The following is a 22444-nucleotide window of genomic DNA, read 5'->3' on the forward strand; positions in this document are numbered from 1 at the left end:
ATGAGGCTTTCGAGAGGCTGCCGCAGCGAGTTGGATGATTATCCGGACCCACCTGCAACTGACGGATGAAGAGCGGCCTGTTCAGGACCATCGGGCCACGCGACAGATCGTTTCACGCGCTGCAGCCAGTCCGGGACTGGCGGGCACGATCCGGGTGCGGCGGTCCAGGCTGCAGCCCAGGGCCAGCTCCAGCAGCGTCGCGTGCGCGGCGCGCAGGCTGGCGCTGGTTGCCGGGTCCAGCAGGTTCTCGGCGCCCGCAGCCTCCAGCAGCAGGGGGGTCGCGCGCGGACCGAGCAGCGCTGGCCGCGTGGCGGCCTCGCGCAACACGAGGTACTGCAGCAGGAACTCCAGGTCGACGAGGCCGCCCTCGCCCTGCTTGAGGTCGAAGAACCCCTCGGTGCTGCGATCGAGCTCGGCGCGCATGCGTCGCCGCATCGCTGCGACATCTTCGCGCAGCACGGCCGGATCGCGGGGGGCGGACAGTGTCGTCCGCCGGACCTCCTCGAAGACCGCGGCCATGGCGTCGTCGCCCGCGACGAAGCGCGCCCGCACCAGCGCCTGGTGCTCCCAGGTCCACGCCCGCTCGCGCTGGTATTCCGAATAACTCGCCAGCGAAGACACCAGCAGGCCCTTACCGCCGTCGGGCCGCAGCCGTACGTCCACGTCGTAGAGCCGACCGCCGCCGGTCACGGTGCCCAGCAGCGCAACGATCTTCTGGCCCAGTCGCGCCGCCCAGCGCTGCGCGTCCAGCGGCCGCGCCCCGTCCGATTGCGCCCCCGGCGGGGCGTCGTAGAGGAACACCAGGTCGAGGTCGGAGCCGAAGCCCAGTTCCTCGCCCCCCAGGCTGCCGTAGCCGACGACCGCGAAGCGCGCGTCCGGCAGCGCGCCATGGGCGGCCTCGAGGTCGCGCTTGGCGAGTGCCAGTACGACGTCTACGACCGCGTCGGCCAGCCACGCCAGCTGACGCGTCGCATCCTGGCCGGACTGCCGCCCATCGAGCGTGGCCAGCGCGATCCGGAAGCTGAGTTGTTGACGGGTCTCGTTGAGCGCGAGCAACGAGGCTTCGAGATCGGGCTGGCGCAGGGCCCGTGCGCAGGCCTCCGCCAGATCGCCGCGTTGCGGCAGGGGGCCTTCCGCGCGCGCGTCGAGCAGTTCGTCGAGCAGCAGCGGATGGGCGGCCACGCGCTCGGCGAGGAACGCGCTGCGCGTGACCACTCCCACCAGGCGCGCGAGCGCAGCCGGCCGCTCGTCGAGCAGGGCCAGGTAACTGGCCCGGCGCAGGATGTTGTGCAGCAGCGCGAGCAGCCGGCGGATCGCCTGAAGCGGGCGGTCCGCAGGCGCCGAGGCCTGCAGCAGGACCGGCATCAGGCGGTCGAGCCGCGCACGCGCCGCATCCGAGAGATCGCGCACGCTCGGCGAACGGGCGAAGTCGCGCAGCGCCGAGTCGACATCCGCCGCATCCGCAAAGCCCGCAGCCTCGAGCACCGCCGGCGCGCCCCCGTCAGGCAGCGCTTTCCAGTAGCCGGCGATGTCGCCATCGGCCTCGACGCTGCGCTGCTGGCTGCGCACCGCGAACAGCGCATCGAATTCCTGGGCCACGGCGGCGCGCTGTGTGCATAGCGCGTCTTCGAGCGAGGCCCAGTCGACATGGCCGAGGCCGCGAGCAACGCGCAGCCGGTCCAGCGGATCGGACGGCAGCCGGTGCGTCTGCGCGTCGCGCAGCATCTGCAGGCGGTTTTCCAGCCGGCGCAGGAAGCGGTACGCGTGCTGCAGCAGGGCCAGCGTGTCCGCATCGATCTGCGCATGCGCGTGCAGGGCCTCGAGCGCAGGCATCAGCCGGCGCTCGCGCAGCGCCGGCTCGCGGCCGCCGCGGATCAACTGCAGCGCCTGGGCCAGGAATTCGATCTCGCGAATCCCGCCTTCGCCGCGCTTGATGTCGTCTGCAAGATCCTTGCGCGCCACCTCGGCGGCGATCATCGCCTTCATCTGCCGCAGGCCGTCGAGTGCGCCGTAGTCGAGATAACGGCGATAGATGAAGGGCCGCAACTGGACGAGAAAGCGTTCGCCCGCCTCGATGTCGCCCGCGACCGGCCGGGCTTTCTGCCAGGCATACCGCTCCCAGTCGCGGCCTTCGTGCTGGAAGTACTGCTCCATCGCCGCGAAGCTCAGGGCGATGCGTCCGGCATTGCCGAACGGACGCAGGCGCAGGTCCACGCGATGACTGAAGCCGTCGGCCGTGGTCTCGTCCAGCAGTCTCGTCAGCTGCTGGCCGAGACGGGTGAAATAGGCCTCGGCGGCCAGCGGGCGCGCGCCATCACTGTCACCTGCAGCGGCGAAGCCGTAGATCAGGTCGATGTCGGAGCTGAAATTGAGCTCGCCGCCGCCGAGCTTCCCGAGCCCGAACACGACCAGATGGACCGCGCGACCCTCGGCATCGCGCACGTGGCCGTAGCGCTCGACGAACTCGCCTTCGAGCGCCTCCAGCGCCAGCGACAGGCAGGTTTCCGCGAGCCGGGTACTGCCGGCGAGCGTCGCATCGACATCGTCGACCCCGTGCACATCCCGCCAGACCAGCCGGGCCGAGCACGCGGCGCGATACCGGCGCAGCAGGGCCGGCCACTCCCCGCGGTTGGCGGGCGTCAGCGCAGGCGCCGCGATGCCGCTCCTCGCATCATCGCCCAGCAGTTGCGCCAGCACGTCGGGCTGCCGCTGCAGCACCTCCAGGGCGAAATCGCTGGCCAGCGCAACCGGGGACACGCGGGCCATCGCGGCGGCATCGCTGCGTACAGTCGCCGGCAAGCGGGCCAGAAGCCGGTCGAGATGGGCGTCGAGTTCAGGGGGCATGTCGTGCATCGACGGATTGTCGCATTGCCCGTCGCGCCAGCTGCGGGGCGCACTCCATGCCGCGAAGGTGCGGCGCGCATCGCGCGACAAACGCCAGGCAATAAAAAAGCCCGCTTCCGGCGAACCGGTCACGGGCTTGCTCCCTCCCCCACGTCGGGTGCAGGGCGATAGTGAAAGAGTTGTTAGGGCATTGCACGCTGCATTGCAAAACGATACTGGCAGGTACAAGAAAGCATCGCGACCTGGGGAGGCCGTCCCTCTGCGAGCGCCCCCGCCGCTCATCGCCCAGACACGCCGCCGACGCGGGCGCATCGCCCACCACCGACTGCAGAGCCGGTAGCGCCCGCGGTGTCCCGTCCACACGGCTGGATGCCGGGCGCGGATGCGGACTCGGCCGACTGGGGACACGGAAATGCCGGCGCGCGGCAGGACGTGCGACCACCACCAGCTCGTGGAGCGGCTCGCCGGCCGGCGGCCATGACAACTGTGCAAGCCGGCGGGTAGTTGGGCCGGAACCAGATCCGACAGGAGCGGCGCCCCTGACGATCGGACCATCGCAATGAAGGCTGTCCGGCTGTCCGGCTGTCCGGCTGCCGGGCGTGCTGCTAAATCTGGAACGCAGGCGCCGCGGAAGCCGGCGTGCCGCTGGGCGACGCACGGCATCAGCGTGACCCGGTTCGCGCGCGCGGACGCTCAGGGATTGCGGGCAAGCGTTTCCTGGACCAGATCGGCCAGCGTCGCTGCCGCCTGGGGGCGGCCGAGTGCGGCCGAGGCGCGTGCCGCGTCCGGCAGCACGGTGGGCGACGCGAACGCCCCGGCCAGCAGCTCGGACAGCCGCTCCGGCGTGAACTCCGATTCCGGCAGGCACCAGCCCACTCCCGCTGCCGCCAGGGTCTCGGCATTGCGGCGCTGTTCGTCGCGCGAACCGCCCTGCGGAATCGGTACGAGTACCGCGGGGCGGCCCATGCTCAGCAGATCGGCGGCGGTCGTCGCGCCAGCGCGCGTGATCACCAGGTGCGCGTCACGCAGACGCGCGCCCATGTCGTCGAAGAACGGGCGCACCGTCGCCTCGATACCGCCGGCCTGCAGTGCGGCTTCGACGCTGGCGACCGCGTCGCCCTTCATCTGCAGCGACACCTGCAGTCGATGCCGGATCGACACGGGCAACTGCAGCAAGGCCGGGGGCACCACTTCGCCGAACACCCGCGCGCTCTGGCTGCCGCCGACGACGAGCAGGCGAAGCGGGCCGTGCGGATCGAGCGATGGATAGTCGCCCCGCGCGTCGAGAATGGCCTGGCGCACCGGATTCCCCGTATTCACGATCCGGGCGGGATCGAACCCGTCGAGTCCCGTGGTGGCGGGGAACGAGGTCGCCACCCCGTCGGCGAAGCGCAGCAGCTTGCGGTTGGCCATGCTCAGGCGCGCGCCCTGCTCGTGCAGCAACAGCGGCAGCGCCCGGCTTTTCGCGGCCAATGCGGGCGCGAAGCTCGGATAGCCGCCGAACCCCACCAGCAGGCGCACCCGGCGACGCACCATGTCGGCGCGCGCCAGGGCAGTCGCGCGAAGGATGGTCAGGCCGGCGGCAAGCTTTCCGGCCAGGCCGCCCTCGAGACTGCGCGCGGGCAGCACCACGTGGTCGAGCCCGGCCAGCGCCTGCGTGTACGCGGCGCCACGGCGTTCGGTGTAGATCACCACCGGATGCCCGCGCCGCTGCAGTTCCCGCGCCAGCGCCTCGGCGGGAAACAGGTGCCCCCCGGTGCCGCCGGCGGCGCAGGCGACGGTGGGCAAGGACGAAGAAGGCGCATGCGACATGGGACGGCGTGTTCCGGTACGGCGCACGACTATAGCCACTGCACCCCACCGGGGCACCCGGCCACAGGCGATAATCGCGATTCCCCCGCGTGCTCCACCACCATGTCCGAAGACCGCATCCGCAACGCCGCCCTGCGCGACCGAGTCGTGCCCGCCGCGACCGCTGCCGCCCTGATCCACCCCGGCCAGACCGTGGCCATGAGCGGGTTCACCGGCTCCGGGTATCCGAAGTCGGTGCCGCAGGCGCTGGCCGCCCGTATCGAGGCCGCACACGCGGCCGGCGAGGCATTCCAGATCCGGCTGCTGACCGGCGCATCCACTGCGCCGGAACTCGACGGCGCGCTGGCCAAGGTCGACGGCATCGCGCTGCGGCTGCCGTTCCAGAGCGATCCCGATGCGCGGCGCCGGATCAACGACGGCACGCTGGCCTACATCGACGCGCACCTGAGCCATGTCGCGCAGCACGCGTGGTTCGGTTTCTACGGCGATATCGATGTGGCGGTGATTGAGGCCGTCGCGATCCGCGAGGACGGCAGCATCGTGCCGTCGACGTCGGTGGGCAATTCCAAGACCTGGCTGGACCTGGCCAAGCACGTGATCGTGGAGGTCAACGACTGGCAGCCGGCCGGTCTCGAAGGCATGCACGACATCTACTACGGCACCGCGCTGCCGCCGCACCGCCGGCCGATTCCGCTGGAACATCCGGACGACCGGATCGGCGAGACCGCATTGCGCGTGGATCCGGACAAGATCGTCGCGGTCGTGCGCACGCGGGCCCCGGACCGCAACAGTCCTTTCAGTCCCGTCGATGCGACCAGCGAGCAGATCGCCGGGCACCTGATCGAATTCCTGCGCCACGAAGTGGACAAGGGCCGCTTGCCGGCCAACCTGCTGCCGCTGCAGTCGGGCGTGGGCAATATTCCCAATGCCGTGCTGGCGGGACTGGCGAAGAGCGGCTTCCGCGATCTCACCGCCTTCACCGAAGTGATCCAGGACGGCATGCTCGACCTGCTGCGCAGCGGGGTGCTGGCCAGTGCCTCGTGCACCGGCTTTGCGATGAGCCCCGAGGCCAATGCCGCGTTCAAGGACGAGATCGACTTCTTCCGCCGCAAGATCATCCTGCGCACGCAGGAGATCTCCAACCATCCGGAACTGGTGCGGCGGCTGGGCTGCATCGGCATGAACGGAATGGTCGAGGTGGACCTGTACGGCAACATCAACTCCACCCACATCATGGGCAGTCGCATGCAGAACGGCATCGGCGGTTCCGGCGACTTCGCGCGCAACGGCTTCATGTCCATCTTCATGAGCCCGAGTACCGCGAAGAACGGCACGATCTCGTCCATCGTGCCGATGGTCAGCCACGTCGACCACACCGAGCACGATGTCTCGATCATCGTCACCGAGCAGGGCCTGGCGGACCTGCGTGGGCTGTCGCCCAAGCAGCGCGCGCGGCAGTTGATCGACCGCTGCGCGCACCCCGACTATCGCGACGCGCTCGAGGACTACTTCGAGCGTGCACTGCGCGACAGCTACGGCAAGCACACCCCGCATCTGCTGCCCGAGGCGCTGTCATGGCACCAGCGCTGGCTCGATACGGGTGATATGCGTCCGGCGGCGAACCCGCCCTCCTGACGGCGCTCCAGGCCTCGAAGCCCGCCCCCGGGCGGGACTCAGGCCAGTGCGAGCAGCCAGGCCAGCTTGCGTGCGCGCGGCTGGCGCTTGAGCTGCCATTCCGCGCGCGATGCGCTGGCGCGGTCGGGAAACATCCGGCTGGCGACGATGCGCACCGGCGGGTTGGCCCGCGTGTATTTGGCCCCGCGCCCGAGGGCGTGTGCGATGAAGCGCGCTTCGAGATCGAGGGTGATGCCCGCGTAGTAGCTGCCGTCCCGGCATTCGAGCAGGTACAGGTGCCAGGGTGGCGAGACGGTCATCGCAGCATTATCCCGCGCGCACCCGGGTCCGGCTACGCGCGGCAGTCAGGGGCTGCCGCCGCGCGCCGAAAGTCGGCACGCACTGCGGGCGCGAGGCATTTTTTGGCCAGGACACGCCGCATCCGCACCCGGCGACCGGCATCGCGCTGCCCGCGGATCGCATCGCGCGTCGACGACACGGTGACGCGGATGCAAGGCGGCGGCGACGCCTCCCGCCGACGACCGCTAGACTGCGCGCCCCTGTTCCGCCCCGCCCGCGATGCCCGCAGCCCCTGCCTCCGCTTCCCCTGTCCTGGCGTCCACCGACTGGGACGTCATCGTCCTCGGCGCCGGTGCGGCCGGCCTGATGGCGGCGATCGCGGCCGGCCAGCGCGGCCGGCGCGTGCTGGTGCTCGACCACGCCAACAAGGTCGGCAAGAAGATCCTGATGTCCGGCGGCGGCCACTGCAATTTCACCAACACCGGCACCACGCCGGCGCAGTACATCTCGGGCAACCCGCATTTCTGCAAGTCGGCGCTGGCGCGCTACACGCCGCAGGATTTCATCGATCTGGTCGACGCGCACGGCATCGCCTGGCACGAGAAGGAACTGGGACAGCTCTTCTGCGACGGATCATCGAAGCAGATCGTGCAGCTGCTGCTCGACGAGGCCGTCGCCGCCGGCGTGGAAGTGCGCACGCATTGCCAGGTGGAGCTGCCGCGCCGGAGCACCGACGGCTACACGCTCGCGACGGCGCTGGGACGCCTGGAATGCGCCTCGCTGGTGATCGCGACCGGCGGCCTGTCGATCCCGAGCATGGGCGCGACCGGCTTCGGCTACGAGATCGCGCAGGCCTTCGGCCATGCGCTGGTGCCCACGCGTGCGGGCCTGGTGCCGCTCACCCTCAGCGGCAAGCACCAGGAACGCCTGGCCGACCTGTCCGGCGTCGCACTCGATGTAGAAGCCAGCTGCAACGGCGCGCACTTCCGCAACCGGATGCTCATCACCCATCGAGGCATCAGCGGGCCGGCGATCCTGCAGATCTCCTCCTACTGGCAGCCGGGCGACGATCTGCGCCTGGACCTGCTGCCCGGCCGTGATGCGCTCGCCTGGCTGCAGGCGCAGCAGGCCGAGCGCCCCGGCACCGAACTGAAGAACGTGCTGGCCGAACTGATGCCGCGCCGCTTCGCCCAGCGCCTGTGCGAGATCTGGCTGGCGAACCGGCCGATGAAGCAGCTCACGCCGCCCCAGTTGCACGACACGGCCGCGCTGCTGCAGGCCTGGCCTCTGGTGGCCAGCGGCACCGAGGGCTATCGCACCGCCGAGGTCACGCTCGGCGGCGTGGACACCGCGGGCGTGTCCTCGCGCACGCTCGAATCACAGCACGCGCCCGGCCTGTACTTCGTCGGCGAGGTACTCGACGTGACCGGCTGGCTCGGCGGCTACAACTTCCAGTGGGCCTGGGCATCGGGCATGGCCGCGGGCAGCGCGGCCTGAACCCCGCACGCCGGCCGTGGCCGGCCTACTCCGCCAGCAGCGGGGGTTGTGATTCGAACCACTCGCGGGCCCCGGCGATGTGCAGGGTGCGCTTGCCGTCGTCGAGCTCCACGCCCAGGCCGAGGATGCCCCAGCGCGCGTAGAGATCACCCTGCGGTTTCCCGTCGAGGATCCGCAGGCGCGCCAGCAGGTCGATACGGTCGTTGTGGGCCTCTACCCGGTCGAAGATCAACTCGCGGCCACTTACCTGCAGATCGGCGGTCGCGTGTGCCTCGCCGGAATCGATCAGGTTGCCGATCCAGCGCGGAAACGCGCTGCGTTCGGCGAACAGCCCCAGCAGCACGCTGACATCACGCATGTCGACCTGCGCGCGGCCGCGCACCGCGAAGGGCTCCTTCCACTCGAGCGTGCCGTCCTCGAGCGCGACCTGTGCCCACCACGGCGTTGCGTCCTCCAACCCGTCCAGGCGCACGCCGTCGACGCGCACGGCCATCTCGTCGATCGTGTAGTGGCGGCCGACCCGCTGCATCCGCGACAGCTTGCTGTCGAGATCCACATTGCCCGACAGCTGCGAGGGACCGAGGGCCAGGCGCACGTCCTGACCGCGCACGCGGATGTGCCCGTTGATCATCTCGCCGGCGTTGTCGAGCCGGATGTCGCCGCTGGCCTCTCCGCTGCCGCCGTTGAGGCGAGCGCTCTGGCCGGGCAGGTAACGGTTGAAGGTGCGCAGATCCGGGACCTCGGCGTCGTCGAAACGCAGGCGCGCGTCGAGATTGCTGTGGAACTCCGCCAGCGGGCCGGTGGAGGCCAGGTCCAGGCGCAGGTCACGCCCGCGCAGGTCAATGACGCCGGGTGAGGCCTCTGGACCCAGGGTGAAGCGCTCCAGGACGATGCCGATCGCCGTACGGATCCCGCCGCTCTCCTCACTCATGCGCATCTGCGCATGCGCCTGTCCGCGGAAGCGGTTGTCGAGCACGCGTGCAGCCAGTTCGGCCTGATCCACATCGAGCCGGCTGCCCGCCTGCAGCGCGCCGTCGTGCAGCTGGAGATCCGCCTCCAGATCGGCGCGCCCATCGAAGGACAGCCAGTCGAGATCGTCGAGGATCACGCCGATCCAGCGCAGCGGCACCGCCGGCCATTGCGCCTGCACCGTGCCGCCCAGCGCCCGCAGCGGCCGCAGCCAGTCGTCGGGGTCGAGCCGGCGGTCTTCGACGCGCAGGTCGGCGCGCAGCCAGGGCGCAGGGCCCGGAGATTCCGGCGGCACCCGCACCGCGATGAGGATCGTGTCGTCGGCAGTGCGCAGCGCCACGCCGAGCGGATGTCGAACCGGCGCGCCGGCGGCATCGCTGGAGAACACCGGCGCAGACCAGTCGAGCCGGCTGCCGGGCATCAGCACGCCGCGCTCGAGCGTCAGATCGGCGTCCAGCCGACCCAGCGCGCCGGTGGTTCCGATCGGCAACGGCTCGTCGTTGCGGACCTTCAGGTCCAGCCCCGGCGCCGGCCCCTCGACGCGCATGCGCGCATCGAGCAGCACCAGTTTTTCCTCGCCCTCCGCCTGTTCGCGGACGTGTGCCGGAATCGAGATCTCCAGTGCCAGCCGCCCATCGCGCAGCAGCGTCACCTCGCCCACCTGCAGCGTCGCGTCGGGCATCGCCAGCGTGGACGGACCAACCGCCATCGGTCCACCCTGCAGGGTCTTCTCGAACACGAAGCGCGCATCACCGCGCCCGGTCACCCGCGCCTCGTAGAAATCGAACCGCAGCAGGCTCGGCGTGGTGATCGCGTCGAAGCGGAGCGTCCATGGCTTGTCCGCACGGCGGGCCGGAAGCAGATCGCGCGACGCCCGCGCGACGTGCACGGATACGTCCTGGGCGCGGATCCTGCCGAACGCCGCTTCGCGCCGCAACAGCGGCAGCAGTTTGATGCGTCCGTTCGCGCGCGGACTGGCAACCGTCCAACGGGTGGTGCGCGCATGTCCGCCCATGACGATGTCGCGCGCATGGATGTGCCCCGGATACAGGCTCATCGCCCAATCCCAGCGCGCGTGATAGCGCTCGGGTCTGGCGTTGATCACGCCCGCGCCCCAGGCGCTGTTGAGAAAGATGTTGGCGGCGAGCAGATACAACGCATACAGCGCCGCAATCACGATGGCGGCGATCCGGAGGCCGCGGCGGTGGGTGCGCAGCCTGGCGATCAGCGGATGGGGCATACGCGAAGCTTGAACGAAACAGGGTGAGGATCGTCTAGACGGTGTCGCCCAACACAGGCATGCCCGCCGGCGTCGACGCCGGACCGTCGGAGCGCGCCCAAAGAAAAACCCCGCCTCGCGGCGGGGTTCTTCATGCAACGGTGGGACAGGTGGCGCTGGATCAGAAATCCATGCCGCCCATGCCGCCCATGCCGCCGCCCGGCATCGCCGGCTCTTCCTTCTTCGGCAGCTCGGCCACCATCGCTTCGGTGGTGATCATCAGGCCGGCGATCGAGGCTGCGTTCTGCAGCGCCGAACGGGTGACCTTGGTCGGGTCCAGGATGCCGAACGCGATCATGTCGCCGTACTCGCCGGTCGCGGCGTTGTAGCCGTAGTTGCCGCTGCCGTCCTTGACCTTGTTCAGCACGACGCTCGGCTCTTCACCGCAGTTGGTGACGATCTCGCGCAGCGGCGCTTCCATCGCACGCAGGGCGATGACGATGCCGTGGTTCTGGTCTTCGTTCGCGCCCTTGAGCTCGCCGATCGCCTGCAGCGCGCGCACCAGCGCCACGCCACCACCGGGGACCACGCCTTCCTCGACCGCTGCCCGCGTGGCGTGCAGGGCGTCTTCGACGCGGGCCTTCTTTTCCTTCATCTCGATCTCGGTCGACGCGCCGACCTTGATCACCGCAACACCGCCGGCCAGCTTGGCCACGCGCTCCTGCAGCTTCTCGCGGTCGTAGTCGGACGAGGTCTCTTCGATCTGCGCCTTGATCTGCTTGATGCGCGCTTCGATGCCGCTGGTCTCGCCGGCGCCGTCGATGATGGTGGTGTTCTCCTTGGAGACCTGCACCTTCTTGGCACGGCCGAGGTCGGCGATGGTCGCCTTCTCGAGCGACAGGCCCACTTCCTCGGAGATCACGGTGCCGCCGGTCAGGGTGGCCATGTCTTCGAGCATCGCCTTGCGACGGTCGCCGAAGCCCGGCGCCTTGACGGCGCAGACCTTGACGATGCCGCGGATGGTGTTGACCACCAGGGTCGCCAGCGCCTCGCCTTCGACTTCCTCGGCGACGATCAGCAGCGGCTTGCCGGCCTTGGCCACGCCTTCCAGCACGGGCAGCAGGTCACGGACGTTCGAGATCTTCTTGTCGTAGAGGAGGATGAACGGGTCATCCAGTTCCGCCGACATCGACTGCTGGTTGTTGACGAAGTACGGCGACAGGTAGCCGCGGTCGAACTGCATGCCCTCGACGACGTCGAGTTCGTTGTCCAGGCCCGAGCCTTCCTCGACCGTGATCACGCCTTCCTTGCCGACCTTCTTCATCGCGTCGGCGATGATCGTGCCGATGGATTCGTCCGAGTTGGCCGAGATCGTGCCGACCTGGGCGATCGCCTTGTCGTCGGCCGTCGGCTTGGACAGCTTCTTGAGCTCGGCGACGGCGGCGATGACCGCCTTGTCGATGCCGCGCTTGAGGTCCATCGGGTTCATGCCGGCGGCAACCGCCTTGGAACCTTCGCGGATCAGGGCCTGGGCCAGCACGGTCGCGGTGGTGGTGCCGTCACCGGCGTTGTCGGAGGTCTTGGAAGCGACTTCCTTGACCATCTGCGCGCCCATGTTCTCGAACTTGTCGGCCAGCTCGATCTCCTTGGCGACGGACACGCCGTCCTTGGTGATCGTCGGCGCGCCGAAGCTCTTCTCGAGCACGACGTTGCGGCCCTTCGGGCCCAGGGTTGCCTTGACGGCATTGGCGAGCACATTCACGCCACGCACCATCTTGGAGCGCGCGTCTTCGCCGAAGCGGATTTCCTTCGCAGCCATTCGTAATTACCTCAGAAATATTTCAGGGGATTGAAGGCGGGGCCAGCCCGCCAAGATCGATCGCGGTGTCGCGCGGACGCGGCGCGTCCGCTGCGGATCAGCCGACGATCGCGAGGATGTCGTCTTCCTTGACGATCTTGTATTCGATGCCGTCCGCCTTGTAGGCGCTGCCGGCGTACTGACCGTAGATCACGATGTCACCGACCTTGACCTTCGGCGCGCGCACGCTGCCGTTGTCGAGTGCCTTGCCCTCGCCGACGGCGACGACTTCACCCTTGGTGGGCTTTTCCTTGGCGTTGTCGGGGATCAGGATGCCGCCGGCGCTCTTCTCTTCTGCCTCGACGGGCTTGACCACGATGCGGTCGTACAGCGGCTTCAGGTTGCTCATTTTTCACCCTCGCTAAGTTATTGATCGTAAACAAATCGTGCGCGGATTCTAGCAGTCGCATATTGCGACTGCCAGAAACCGGAGCGCGCGCACCCGGCTGAGCCAGGACTGCAACGGAGATGGGGACACCCCCGGGCTTTTCAAGGCCCGCCGAGCGAAAATTTTTTGCCTCGGTCAGGAGCGCGACAGAGGACGGCGCCCGTCGTGTCCGCGTGCGCCGAGTCCACGCAAGCGGAGAAATCGACGGCGGGCGGAGGCCCGGGGCCGGTCAACGCGCCCGGATCAGCGCAGGCGCCAGGTCGCCACCAGCATCGTCTCGCCGTCGTTGGGCTGCTTGATGCTGGCGTTGGAAATGTGCCGCGCCATCAGCGAGAACCGCTGCCAGCGCCAGCCGATCGAACTGACGAACTGCGGATTGCCCGACAGTGCATCGGTACGCCCGACCTGCACGCCAGCGCCGAAACCGGCGACGAATCCATTGTCGCGTTCGTAGCGGGCGCCGCCATGGAACACGCCCACGTCCTCGTCCAGATTCAACCGGGTGTCGTCGCGGCCGCGTACATAGATCGCGCCGACATCCCACCGCAGCACGCCGTGTTCGGTGCGGCGCCACTCCGGCAACCAGGCGGCGGTGAGGGCCAGAGTGGTCTCGTTGTCCCGGGTCGCGGACGCGCCGGCGCCGATCTCGATGGGTGCGGACTGGGCAGCCACGGGGCATGTGGCCAGGGCCAGGGTCGCCGCGATGAAGAGTGTGGGAATGGGGCGCATCGGCTCGGTAGAGCCGCGGGCGGCTCGGCGTTGTTCAGGGGAAAGTGCGGGTAATCATACTGACGGGTTCATTAATCTGCGTGGCGTGATGGCGGGATACTGCGTTCACCGGGTGCACCCTGGCAGCGGCCGTACGGAGCCACTGCGCGAGTCGCCGCAAGCGATCCAGCGCGGCCCGACGGCGGTGCGCTGAACCCGCGTTCGGCATCGTTGGCGGCGCCCTGCGATACTGGCTCGATGCGTCCGACCGACATCCATTCCCTGGCCAGCCGCGCCCGGCGGCACCCGTCACCTTCGTGGACAACAAGCCGGCTGCTCACTGCCTGGCTGCTGGCCTGCGCCCTGCTGATCGGCGCACGGACCGCGCAGGCGCAGGGCATCGGTTTCGACGACGTGTTGCCGGTCGACGAGGCGCTCGCGGTTTCTGCCGAGGCGGTGGGCCGCGACCGTATCGAGATCCGCTGGGCAATCGCCGACGGCTATTACCTGTACCGGCATCGCATGGGCGCGCGGGTCGAAGCGGGCTTCGCGGCCACCCCGTTGCAGCTGCCCGATGGCCGGCGACATACCGACGAGTTCTTCGGCGAGGTGGAGACCTACCGCAGTCGCGTCACCGGCGTGCTGGAGGGGACAGCCGCTGCCGGCATCGAGACCGTGCAGGTCGAAGTGAAATACCAGGGCTGCGCGGATGCCGGAATCTGCTATCCGCCGCAGACCCGGACCCTGCGGGTCGCCCTGCCCGCGGCCCCGACCGGCGCCGCCGCGCGGCAGGCCGGCGACGCCGGCTTCGCCGCTTTCGGCCAGGCACTCGGAGGCACCAGCGCAGGGCGCACGCCGACACTGGCCGGCGCCAACGACGCGCTGCCGCCCGAGCGGGCATTCGCCTTCGAGGCCATCCCCGGCGATGCCGACACCGTACTGCTGCGCTTCACCCCGGCAAAGGGCTATTACCTCTACCGCGACCGCAACCGCTTCGAGGTGCGCGGCGCCGAAGGCATCCGCGCCGGCACGCCGCGCTGGCCGAAGGGACAGTCGCATCACGACGCGCATTTCGGCGGCGTCACCGTCTATTTCAATCAGATCGACGTGCCGCTGCCCCTGCTGCGCACGCGTGCCGATGCAGCCGAGATCGACGTGGTCGCGACGTTCCAGGGCTGCCAGGACGAAGGCATCTGCTATCCGCCGATGACCCGCACGGTGCGCGTCGCATTGCCTGCAGGTCGCGCGCAGACCGCGGCCGACGTGGCGGGCACCGCCCCCGCCAGCGGTGCGGACACGGCAGCTCCGCAGGATCCCGCCGGGACGCCGGGCGCATCCGCTCGCGCCGAGGATCCGGTACCCGACGCCGTCGATCCGCCCGGCCCCGCCGCCGACGCCGATCCCGGAACGCCCGGCGCAGCCCCGGACAACGACGCACGCACGCGCCCGCCCGGCGCTACCTCACTGGGCCTGTTCGCGGCGCTCGGCCTGGCCCTGCTCGGTGGCGTGCTGCTCAACCTGATGCCCTGCGTGCTGCCGATCCTCTCGCTCAAGGTGCTGGGACTGGCCCAAAGCGGCGGCAGCCGCGCGGCCGCGCGTGCGCATGCGCTCTGGTACACCGCCGGCGTACTGGTCGCCTTCGCCGCGGTCGGCCTGCTTGTGATCGCCCTGCGCGCGGCTGGCCAGGCGATGGGCTGGGGCTTCCAGCTGCAGCAGCCGTGGTTCGTCGCCGCCCTGGCCTATCTGATGTTCGCCGTCGGACTGAGCCTGTCGGGCGTCTTCAGCCTGGGCGGGCGGGTCGGCAACCTGGGCCAGGCGCTGGCCGGGCGCACCGGGCCGGCCGGCGATTTCTTCACCGGCATGCTGGCCTGCGTGGTGGCGAGTCCCTGCATCGCGCCCTTCATGGGCAGCGCGCTGGCCTATGCGTTCACCGCCTCGACGCCGATGGCGCTGGCAGTGTTCCTCATGCTGGGCCTGGGCCTGGCGCTGCCGTTCCTGCTGATCGGCCTGGTGCCGGCACTGGCCGACCGCCTGCCGAAGCCGGGCGCGTGGATGGAGACCTTCAAGCAGGCTCTGGCGTTCCCGATGTACCTGACCGCGCTGTGGCTGGCCTGGGTGCTCGGCAAACAGCGCGGCGTGGATGCGATGGCGCTGCTGGTCGCCGGCCTGACGTTCCTCGCGCTCGCCCTGTGGTGGTTCGAACGACGGCGCTGGACCGGCCACGCCCTGCATCGCGGACTGGCGCTGGCGCTGGCGCTGGTCGCGCTGCTGCCGGTGGTCGCGGTAGGCCGACTGACACCTCCGGCCGCGACCGCCAGCGCGGACGCCACGCATGTCGCCTATTCGGCCGAGCGCCTGGCTGCGCTGCGCGCAGCCGGCACCCCGGTGTTCGTCAACATGACCGCGGACTGGTGCGTGACCTGCAAGGCCAACGAGCGCCGGGTGCTGTCGGGTGCTGCGTTCGCAGACGCACTGGCCGATGCCGGCGCGACCTATATGGTCGGCGACTGGACCAACGTCGATCCCGAGATCGGCGCTTTCCTCGAGGCCCACGGGGCCGTCGGCGTGCCGCTTTACGTGGTCTATCCGGCAGGCGGTGGCGAAGGCGAGGTCCTGCCCGCCCTGCTCAGCGATGCCGTCGTCGTCGAGGCGCTCGGCCGCGCCGGCGTGGCGCCATGAGGGTCGGTCCGCTGACAGTCGTGGCGATCGCGGTCGTGGCCGGCGGCCTCGGGGTGCTGGCCAGCCTGTTCGTTGGCGGCCCGGGGCCCCTGCTCGGCACCGAGGCCGGCCAGCGACTCTATGCCGACACCCTGAGCGCGAGCGCGCCGGCACCCCCGGAAGGCGTGTCGGTGCCGCGGCGCGGCGGCATCGTGGCGCCGTTCTCAATCAACCGCCTCGACGGAAGCCCGCTCGAGCTGCCATCCGCCTATGCGGGTCGCCGCGTACTGGTGAACCTCTGGGCCAGCTGGTGCGGGCCGTGCATCGAGGAAATGCCCGAGCTGGACCGCTTCGCCCGCGAACAGGGCGACATCGGCGTGCAGGTGCTGGGCGTCGCGCTGGATGACGCCGACGCCGTGCGGGCGTTTCTCCAGCGGATCCCGGTGGCCTACGCCATCGCGCTTGACGCTCCAGGACCGGCCGACGCGGGCGTGCGGCTCGGCAATCCGCGCGGCGTGCTGCCCTACTCCGTGCTGTTGTCGGAGGACGGACGCCTGCTCAAGCAGCGGATCGGGCCGTTCGCCCCGGGCGAGATCGACGGCTGGGTCGCGCCCTGAGCTTAAAATCAAACAACCGTTTAAAATCGCCAAACGTCTGCGAACTGGACACGATCACAGGCATCCCGCAGACTTCGCGCACCCGCCGCCCTGCGTACCCGATGGCCTCCGTCCTCGTCCTCCATGGTCCCAACCTCAACCTGCTCGGCAGCCGCGAGCCGGAGGTCTATGGACAGACGACGCTGGCGGAGATCGACGCGATGCTGGAAGGCACGGCCCGCGCCGCCGGTCACTCCCTCGAAACGCTGCAGTCGAACGCCGAACATGTGCTGGTGGACCGCATCCAGGCCGCCCGCAACGACGGCACCGCGGTGATCCTGTTCAATCCGGCGGCGTTCACCCACACCTCGGTCGCCCTGCGCGATGCACTGGCCGCCGTCGCCCTGCCGTTCTTCGAAATCCACCTGTCGAATCCGCACCGCCGCGAGCCTTTCCGCCAGACCAGCTATTTCAGCGATCTCGCCGTCGGCGTCGTCTGCGGTTTCGGCGCCGACAGCTACCGCTACGCGCTCGACGCCGCGCTTGTCCGGCTGCGTGCGGGCTGAAGGCCCGACGCAACTTCCATTCCCGTTTTCCCGTACTCGCGCACTGCGCGACCCACGCAAAGAGAGGCCCGCATGGACCTGAGAAAGATCAAGAAGCTCATCGACCTGCTCGAAGAGTCCAACCTGACCGAGATCGAGATCAAGGAAGGCGAGGAGTCGGTGCGCCTGTCGCGCAACGCCGCCGCGCCGATGATGGTCGCCCAGGCCCCCGCGCCCGCCGCGCCGCGCGCCGAGCCGGCCATGCCGATGAGCTCGCCGGTCGATGCCGCCACCGGCGCGGCGCCCAAGCAGGGTGACGACATGCCGCCGGGCCAGGTCGCGCGTTCGCCGATGGTCGGCACCTTCTATGCGTCGCCCGCGCCGGACAAGCCCGCCTTCGTGACCATGGGCCAGCAGGTCAAGGTCGGCGACACGCTGGGCATCATCGAAGCGATGAAGATGTTCAACCCGATCGAGGCTGAAACCTCGGGCACGATCGTCGCGGTGCTGTGCGAGAGCGGCCAGCCGGTCGAGTTCGACCAGCCCCTGTTCGTGATCGGCTGAGGCTGCGCCGATGCTCGAGAAGGTCGTCATCGCCAACCGGGGCGAGATCGCGCTGCGCATCCTGCGCGCCTGTCACACCCTGGGCATCCGTACGGTCGCGGTGCATTCCACCGTCGACCGCAACCTCAAGCACGTGGCCATGGCCGACGAGTCGGTCTGCATCGGTCCGCCGCCTTCCGCCCAGAGCTACCTCGACATGCCGGCGATCATCGCCGCCGCCGAGGTCACCGACGCCCAGGCCATCCACCCCGGCTACGGTTTCTTGAGCGAAAACGCCGACTTCGCCGAACGCGTCGAACAGTCGGGTTTCGTCTTCATCGGACCGAGGGCGGAAACCATCCGCCTGATGGGCGACAAGGTCGAGGCGATCCGCGCGATGAAGGAGGCAGGCGTGCCCTGCGTTCCCGGTTCGGGCGGCCCGCTGGACGACGACGCCGCGACCAATGTGCGCATCGCACGCGAGATCGGCTACCCGGTCATCGTCAAGGCCGCCGGCGGCGGCGGCGGACGCGGCATGCGCGTGGTGCAGACCGAGGCAGCGCTGGTCACCGCGATCGCCACGACCAAGCAGGAAGCCAAGGCCGCGTTCGGCAACGACATGGTCTACATGGAGAAGTTCCTCGAGAACCCGCGCCATGTGGAGATCCAGGTACTCGCCGACGGCCAGGGCAATGCGATCCACCTGGGCGAGCGCGACTGCTCGATGCAGCGCCGCCACCAGAAGGTCGTCGAGGAAGCGCCGGCCCCGGGGATCACCCCGGAGGCGCGCGCGGAGATCGGCAAGGTCTGCGTGGATGCCTGCATCCGCATCGGCTACCGCGGCGCGGGCACGTTCGAGTTCCTGTATGAGGACGGACGCTTCTACTTCATCGAAATGAATACCCGCATCCAGGTCGAACACCCGGTGACCGAGATGGTGACCGGCATCGACCTGGTGCGCGAGCAGCTGATGATCGCCTCGGGCCACAAGCTGTCGATCCGCCAGGAAGACGTCGTGCTCTCCGGCCATGCCATCGAGTGCCGCATCAATGCCGAGGATCCCGATAGCTTCCTGCCCTCGCCCGGCACGATCCGCCATTTCCATGCGCCTGGCGGCCCCGGCGTGCGCGTCGACACCCATGTCTACGAAGGCTATGCGGTGCCGCCGAACTACGACTCGATGATCGGCAAGCTGATCGTGCACGGGCCGGACCGCGAAACCGCGATCTGCCGCATGCGCGTGGCGCTGTCGGAAATGGTCGTTGATGGCATCAAGACCAATATCCCGCTGCAGCAGCGGATCATGCGCGACCAGGGCTTCCAGGCCGGTGGCCAGAACATCCACTATCTGGAAAAACGCCTCTCCGAGCGCAAGAACAAGACCCTGGCCATCGGCTGAGGCCGAACCCCGCAGCGGCCATGTTCGCAGCGGGGGCTCATGCCCCCCCGCCAGCCAGCTGACAGGGACCCGAGAGAACCCGGTGTGATGCGCCCGCAGGTCGCATGGCCTGCACGCGCGGCTCTCAGTTCTCCCGGTCCGGGAGGGCGCGGCGCAATGCCGCGTCCAGCCGGATCGGCCGCGCCCAGCGATCGAAACTCGCCACCAGCCCCTCGCGCACGCGCGCGAACGGCGCGGTGCCGGGCCCCGCCTCCAGCCGCTCCAGCACACCGCTCCAGCCCTCGGCGGGCGCGCGTCGCCATTCGGCGATCACTTCGCGGCACGTGCGCCCAAGCGCCTGCGCGGTCGCGCACGCGAGATAGAGGTCCGCCGGTCGCGCCCCGGCATCGAGCAGCTCGGTGACGAACGGGCGCGGCGCGCCCTGGTAGCGCACCAGCTCGTCGACGAACGCGCCGCGATAGCGGCCGGCATAGACGTTGACGTCGGCCAGCCAGGTATCCAGCCAGATGTCGCCGCTCGCGACCGACCACTCCGGTGTATCTTCCCCGGCGGCCTGGGCACGCCCGGTTTCCTGCGCCGAGACCGGCATCGCAGCGCCGACCAGCAGCCAGGCGAGCAACGGGGCGATCAGGGAATGACGCACTGGCATGGGGAACTCCTCGGGACCGGCCTGACACCACATCACGCATCCCGGAATCGGCCACCACACCCCCGCGACGCGTGCTGGCCGACCATAGCGCAGACCCGCAATCCGAGGACACCGACATGGCCACGCCCGACACGCAGAACCGACCGCCCAGGCTGTGGCGCTGGGGGCTGCTGATCGCCGTAATGGCGGTCGTGCTGGGCGCATGGTGGCTGGCCGTCGACCGGTTCGCCACGCGCATCGGGCTGGATGCCCGGGACACCATGCGCGAACTGCCGCGCAACGAGGACACGCGCCGGCCGATCGATTGATCGGCGTCCGCAGGCTCAACGCGTGGCGATCACCAGGGAGTCTGGACGCCCGCCCCGCTGCCACCAATCACCGGTGGCGGTGACGCGCAACGCGATCGCGCCCTTCCGCATGGCGACGACGTCACCGAGCTCGCCCTGCGCCGCATACGCGCCGATCACGTCGCGCGGATCCACGACACCGCTGAAGCTGGCCGCGCCGGCATCGATCCGCAACGGATCGCCGTCCGCCTTGACGCTGATCCGGACCGGAAGCGTCTGCCCGTCGGCACATCGCAACTCGCCCGTCCCGCGTGCGGTGCGGTGCTGCAGCGACCAGTGGGGCGCGGTGAAGCGCAGTTCGCAGGTCATCGGCTCGGCGGCCAGCGCCGGCTGGAAGAGTGCCACCAGCAAGACCGCAGCCAGACGACGCGGGTGTCGGAATGGAATGGGCATGACGCGGTGCATGTCCGAAACCTAACAGAAAACGCGCCGCAGCCTGATGACTGCGGCGCGCCGTATCAGGGGATCGAAGTTCAGCGCCAGCGGTTGGACCGGTCGCGGCCCGGGTCGTAGTACTGCACGGTGCAGCGGCCACGTCGGTCGCAGGACTCCCGCCGCACCTGCTTGGCGCGGTAGCCGTGGGCGGGCGCGTGGCGGGGCGGCCCCTTGCGATGGTGCCCCGCGGCGTAGCGCTGGTCATGGCGGGGAGCCACGCGGTAGTAGGTGGGACGGCCGCGGTGGTCGTACGCTACCCGCAGACGATCGTCGTAATTGCCGCGGTAATAGGGCTGGTTGCCACGCAGCACGACGTCAGCCACATCGACGATGACCCGTGCCAGATCGTCGCCGGACTGCGCCTGCGCCGGCGCAGGCACCAGCGCGGCTGCGGCCAGCCCCGCCGCAAGCAGACCGGGCAGCATCCATCGGGACAGGGGGGTGCTCGTCATGACGTCATCTCCAGTGAGCCGCCACCGCAGCGGCCATGGAACCACCATGGCGTCCCCCGAATGAACAGCCGTGCAATTTCGCTGGGACGCGGCGTCCGACGTAAGGCGCAGATTCAAACTGTAAGCGGTTACCGGGAGATGGAACCGTTTTCGCTGGATTACGTGCCCAATCGATCAAAGCGCCGCGGCGCGCTCGGCCAGCGTCGCCACCGCTTCGGGCAGCTCATCGGGAGCTGCGACCACGCACATGCGCTCATGGCCCGATTCAATCGCAACATCGCGTTCGTGCACCCAGGTGGTGCGGTAGGGCATGTGCACGCCCCAGCCACCCAACGCGAGGACCGGCGCGATATCGGAGCGCAGGGAATTACCGATCATCAGGAATGCGGAGGCTTCGGCGTCGAACTCCGACAGCACCCGGGCATAGGTCGGAGGATCTTTCTCGCTGACGATCTCGATGCGCCGGAACAGGTCGGCGAGTCCCGAATCGCGCACCTTGGCTTCCTGGTGGAAGAGGTCGCCCTTGGTGATCAGCACCACCTCGTACCGGGATGCGATGACTTCCACCGCCTCGCGGATTCCCGGCAGCAACTCCACCGGATGGCGCAACAGGTCCTTCGCCATCTCGACGATGCGGTGCAGGTCCAGGGCGCTGATGCGGCCGGCGGTGATGCGCGTCGCCGATTCGATCATCGACAGGGCCATGCCTTTGACGCCGTAGCCGAAGACCGCGAGATTCGCGGTTTCCACCGCATAGAGGGCGTCAGCGACACGCACGTCGGCAAGATCGACATAGCGGCCGACGATGCGCTCGAACTCGATCTGGGCGTCGTCGAAATAGTCCTGGCTGCGCCAGAGGGTGTCGTCGGCATCGAAGCCGACCAGGCGGATCTGCGTCATCGGCAAAGTATGCGGCAGCGACGGGTACAGGTCGCCGGCGCTCCGCAGCGCCTGCACCTCGCTTCGCAAAGACCTGCTTTCCGCCGGGCTCCAGCTTTCGCCCGGCGGCCGGAACGTCCCGCCACGACCGGACCACATGTCCTCAGCCATGACTTCACCGGAGCTCGGACGACGACGTCCCTTCGTCGACCAAGCGTCCTCGTGCGAGAGTTTCGAGGCCGCTGCATCAACCAGGGGCGGCAGCGCGCCGCCCCTGGTTCGCGACGACCGGACCGGTCAGTCCTGGGCGGCGCCCGCACCGGCCGCCTGGCGATTCACGTAGGCGCGGTATTCCTCCGGGGTCACGTTCCCGTCGCCGTCTGCGTCCACGTCTTCGAAGACCAGGGCGAGACCTTCCAGCGCAGCACTTTCCGTGCGGCTCAGCTTCCCGTCGCCATCGGTATCGAGATCGGCCCAGGTCACCTGACCCTGCTGGGCCTGCGCCACTTCCGCCGTCGCATCCTGAGCGTATTCCCGGGCCGGGGCATCGCTCATCGGTGGCGCCTGGGCGGCGTCCTGCGCGAAGGCCATCGGCATGGCAAGGGCGGCGCCCAAGGCGATCGTTGCAGCCAACGGCTTGCGTACGTTCTTCATCGGCGTTTCTCCATCTTGTCTACTGCGGATTGATGCGCGGTCGACGTGTCACGTCCGGTCGCCGCACAGCCTCACCTT

Annotated in this window: 20 protein-coding genes; 8 read left to right on the forward strand and 12 right to left on the reverse strand. The window is 69.3% G+C overall.

Features of this window, described 5'->3' with window-relative positions; translation table 11 throughout:
- Window positions 1-81: 81 nt before the first annotated feature.
- Both glnE and EGK76_RS12515 read right to left on the reverse strand, forming a co-directional pair.
- The gene (gene glnE / locus EGK76_RS12510) at window positions 82-2853 is read right to left on the reverse strand and encodes a bifunctional [glutamate--ammonia ligase]-adenylyl-L-tyrosine phosphorylase/[glutamate--ammonia-ligase] adenylyltransferase (RefSeq protein ID WP_123832882.1); all 2772 of its coding nucleotides are present in this window, start codon (window positions 2851-2853) and stop codon (window positions 82-84) included.
- Between the two features lie 684 nt (window positions 2854-3537).
- Window positions 3538-4656: a UDP-N-acetylglucosamine--N-acetylmuramyl-(pentapeptide) pyrophosphoryl-undecaprenol N-acetylglucosamine transferase gene (locus EGK76_RS12515; protein WP_096297204.1), complete on the reverse strand. Its 1119-nt coding sequence runs from the start codon at window positions 4654-4656 to the stop codon at window positions 3538-3540.
- Between the two features lie 102 nt (window positions 4657-4758).
- Between EGK76_RS12515 and EGK76_RS12520 the strand changes: the two genes are divergently transcribed.
- Window positions 4759-6291 (forward strand): acetyl-CoA hydrolase/transferase family protein, encoded by a 1533-nt coding sequence (locus EGK76_RS12520; RefSeq protein WP_123832825.1) that lies wholly within the window; start codon window positions 4759-4761, stop codon window positions 6289-6291.
- A gap of 38 nt (window positions 6292-6329) precedes the next feature.
- Here the strand turns inward: EGK76_RS12520 and EGK76_RS12525 are convergent, their stop codons facing one another.
- Window positions 6330-6590 carry a GIY-YIG nuclease family protein gene (locus EGK76_RS12525; protein WP_123832826.1) on the reverse strand — a complete coding sequence of 87 codons (261 nt, stop codon included), beginning with the start codon at window positions 6588-6590 and terminating at the stop codon, window positions 6330-6332.
- A gap of 259 nt (window positions 6591-6849) precedes the next feature.
- Between EGK76_RS12525 and EGK76_RS12530 the strand changes: the two genes are divergently transcribed.
- Window positions 6850-8067 (forward strand): NAD(P)/FAD-dependent oxidoreductase, encoded by a 1218-nt coding sequence (locus EGK76_RS12530; RefSeq protein ID WP_096297201.1) that lies wholly within the window; start codon window positions 6850-6852, stop codon window positions 8065-8067.
- A 25-nt stretch (window positions 8068-8092) separates the two neighbouring features.
- Here EGK76_RS12530 and EGK76_RS12535 read toward each other — a convergent pair whose 3' ends face one another.
- The 4 genes from EGK76_RS12535 to EGK76_RS12550 form a co-directional block, all read right to left on the reverse strand.
- The gene (locus EGK76_RS12535) at window positions 8093-10276 is read right to left on the reverse strand and encodes a hypothetical protein (protein WP_123832827.1); all 2184 of its coding nucleotides are present in this window, start codon (window positions 10274-10276) and stop codon (window positions 8093-8095) included.
- 160 nt (window positions 10277-10436) lie between these two features.
- Entirely contained in the window at window positions 10437-12074 is a 1638-nt protein-coding gene (gene groL / locus EGK76_RS12540; protein WP_096297199.1) for a chaperonin GroEL, read from the reverse strand.
- Window positions 12075-12171: 97 nt separating this feature from the next.
- Window positions 12172-12462, reverse strand: coding sequence for a co-chaperone GroES (gene groES / locus EGK76_RS12545; protein WP_096297198.1), 291 nt, complete (start codon window positions 12460-12462; stop codon window positions 12172-12174).
- A 282-nt stretch (window positions 12463-12744) separates the two neighbouring features.
- Window positions 12745-13230 carry an acyloxyacyl hydrolase gene (locus EGK76_RS12550; protein WP_096297197.1) on the reverse strand — a complete coding sequence of 162 codons (486 nt, stop codon included), beginning with the start codon at window positions 13228-13230 and terminating at the stop codon, window positions 12745-12747.
- A gap of 237 nt (window positions 13231-13467) precedes the next feature.
- Here EGK76_RS12550 and EGK76_RS12555 point away from each other — a divergent pair, with 237 nt between their 5' ends.
- The 5 genes from EGK76_RS12555 (at window position 13468) to accC (ending at window position 18950) form a co-directional block, all read left to right on the forward strand.
- A complete protein-coding gene (locus EGK76_RS12555; RefSeq protein WP_096297196.1) occupies window positions 13468-15888 on the forward strand; it encodes a protein-disulfide reductase DsbD in 2421 nt (806 codons plus the stop codon).
- Window positions 15885-16484 (forward strand): TlpA disulfide reductase family protein, encoded by a 600-nt coding sequence (locus EGK76_RS12560; protein WP_096297195.1) that lies wholly within the window; start codon window positions 15885-15887, stop codon window positions 16482-16484. The genes EGK76_RS12555 and EGK76_RS12560 overlap by 4 nt, the downstream gene beginning before the upstream one ends.
- A gap of 101 nt (window positions 16485-16585) precedes the next feature.
- A complete protein-coding gene (aroQ, locus tag EGK76_RS12565) occupies window positions 16586-17029 on the forward strand; it encodes a type II 3-dehydroquinate dehydratase (RefSeq protein WP_096297194.1) in 444 nt (147 codons plus the stop codon).
- 72 nt (window positions 17030-17101) lie between these two features.
- Complete coding sequence (gene accB, locus EGK76_RS12570) at window positions 17102-17572, forward strand: acetyl-CoA carboxylase biotin carboxyl carrier protein (protein WP_096297193.1); 471 nt, start codon at window positions 17102-17104, stop codon at window positions 17570-17572.
- Window positions 17573-17582: 10 nt separating this feature from the next.
- Entirely contained in the window at window positions 17583-18950 is a 1368-nt protein-coding gene (gene accC, locus EGK76_RS12575; RefSeq protein WP_096297192.1) for an acetyl-CoA carboxylase biotin carboxylase subunit, read from the forward strand.
- Window positions 18951-19074: 124 nt separating this feature from the next.
- Here accC and EGK76_RS12580 read toward each other — a convergent pair whose 3' ends face one another.
- On the reverse strand, window positions 19075-19599 hold the full coding sequence (locus EGK76_RS12580; RefSeq protein ID WP_096297191.1) for a hypothetical protein: 525 nt from the start codon (window positions 19597-19599) through the stop codon (window positions 19075-19077).
- 116 nt (window positions 19600-19715) lie between these two features.
- Here EGK76_RS12580 and EGK76_RS12585 point away from each other — a divergent pair, with 116 nt between their 5' ends.
- Window positions 19716-19907 carry a hypothetical protein gene (locus EGK76_RS12585; RefSeq protein ID WP_096297190.1) on the forward strand — a complete coding sequence of 64 codons (192 nt, stop codon included), beginning with the start codon at window positions 19716-19718 and terminating at the stop codon, window positions 19905-19907.
- A 15-nt stretch (window positions 19908-19922) separates the two neighbouring features.
- On the opposite strand, the gene EGK76_RS12590 is transcribed toward EGK76_RS12585, so the two are convergent.
- The 4 genes from EGK76_RS12590 to EGK76_RS12605 form a co-directional block, all read right to left on the reverse strand.
- Window positions 19923-20339, reverse strand: coding sequence for a hypothetical protein (locus tag EGK76_RS12590; RefSeq protein ID WP_123832828.1), 417 nt, complete (start codon window positions 20337-20339; stop codon window positions 19923-19925).
- Window positions 20340-20419: 80 nt separating this feature from the next.
- Window positions 20420-20833: a hypothetical protein gene (locus EGK76_RS12595; RefSeq protein WP_123832829.1), complete on the reverse strand. Its 414-nt coding sequence runs from the start codon at window positions 20831-20833 to the stop codon at window positions 20420-20422.
- 174 nt (window positions 20834-21007) lie between these two features.
- Window positions 21008-21733: an HAD family hydrolase gene (locus EGK76_RS12600; RefSeq protein ID WP_096300302.1), complete on the reverse strand. Its 726-nt coding sequence runs from the start codon at window positions 21731-21733 to the stop codon at window positions 21008-21010.
- 276 nt (window positions 21734-22009) lie between these two features.
- Window positions 22010-22366: an EF-hand domain-containing protein gene (locus EGK76_RS12605; protein ID WP_123832830.1), complete on the reverse strand. Its 357-nt coding sequence runs from the start codon at window positions 22364-22366 to the stop codon at window positions 22010-22012.
- Window positions 22367-22444: the final 78 nt, after the last annotated feature.

It is taken from the genome of Luteimonas sp. 100069 (genome assembly GCF_003813845.1).
Classification (GTDB): Bacteria; Pseudomonadota; Gammaproteobacteria; order Xanthomonadales; family Xanthomonadaceae; genus Luteimonas; species Luteimonas chenhongjianii.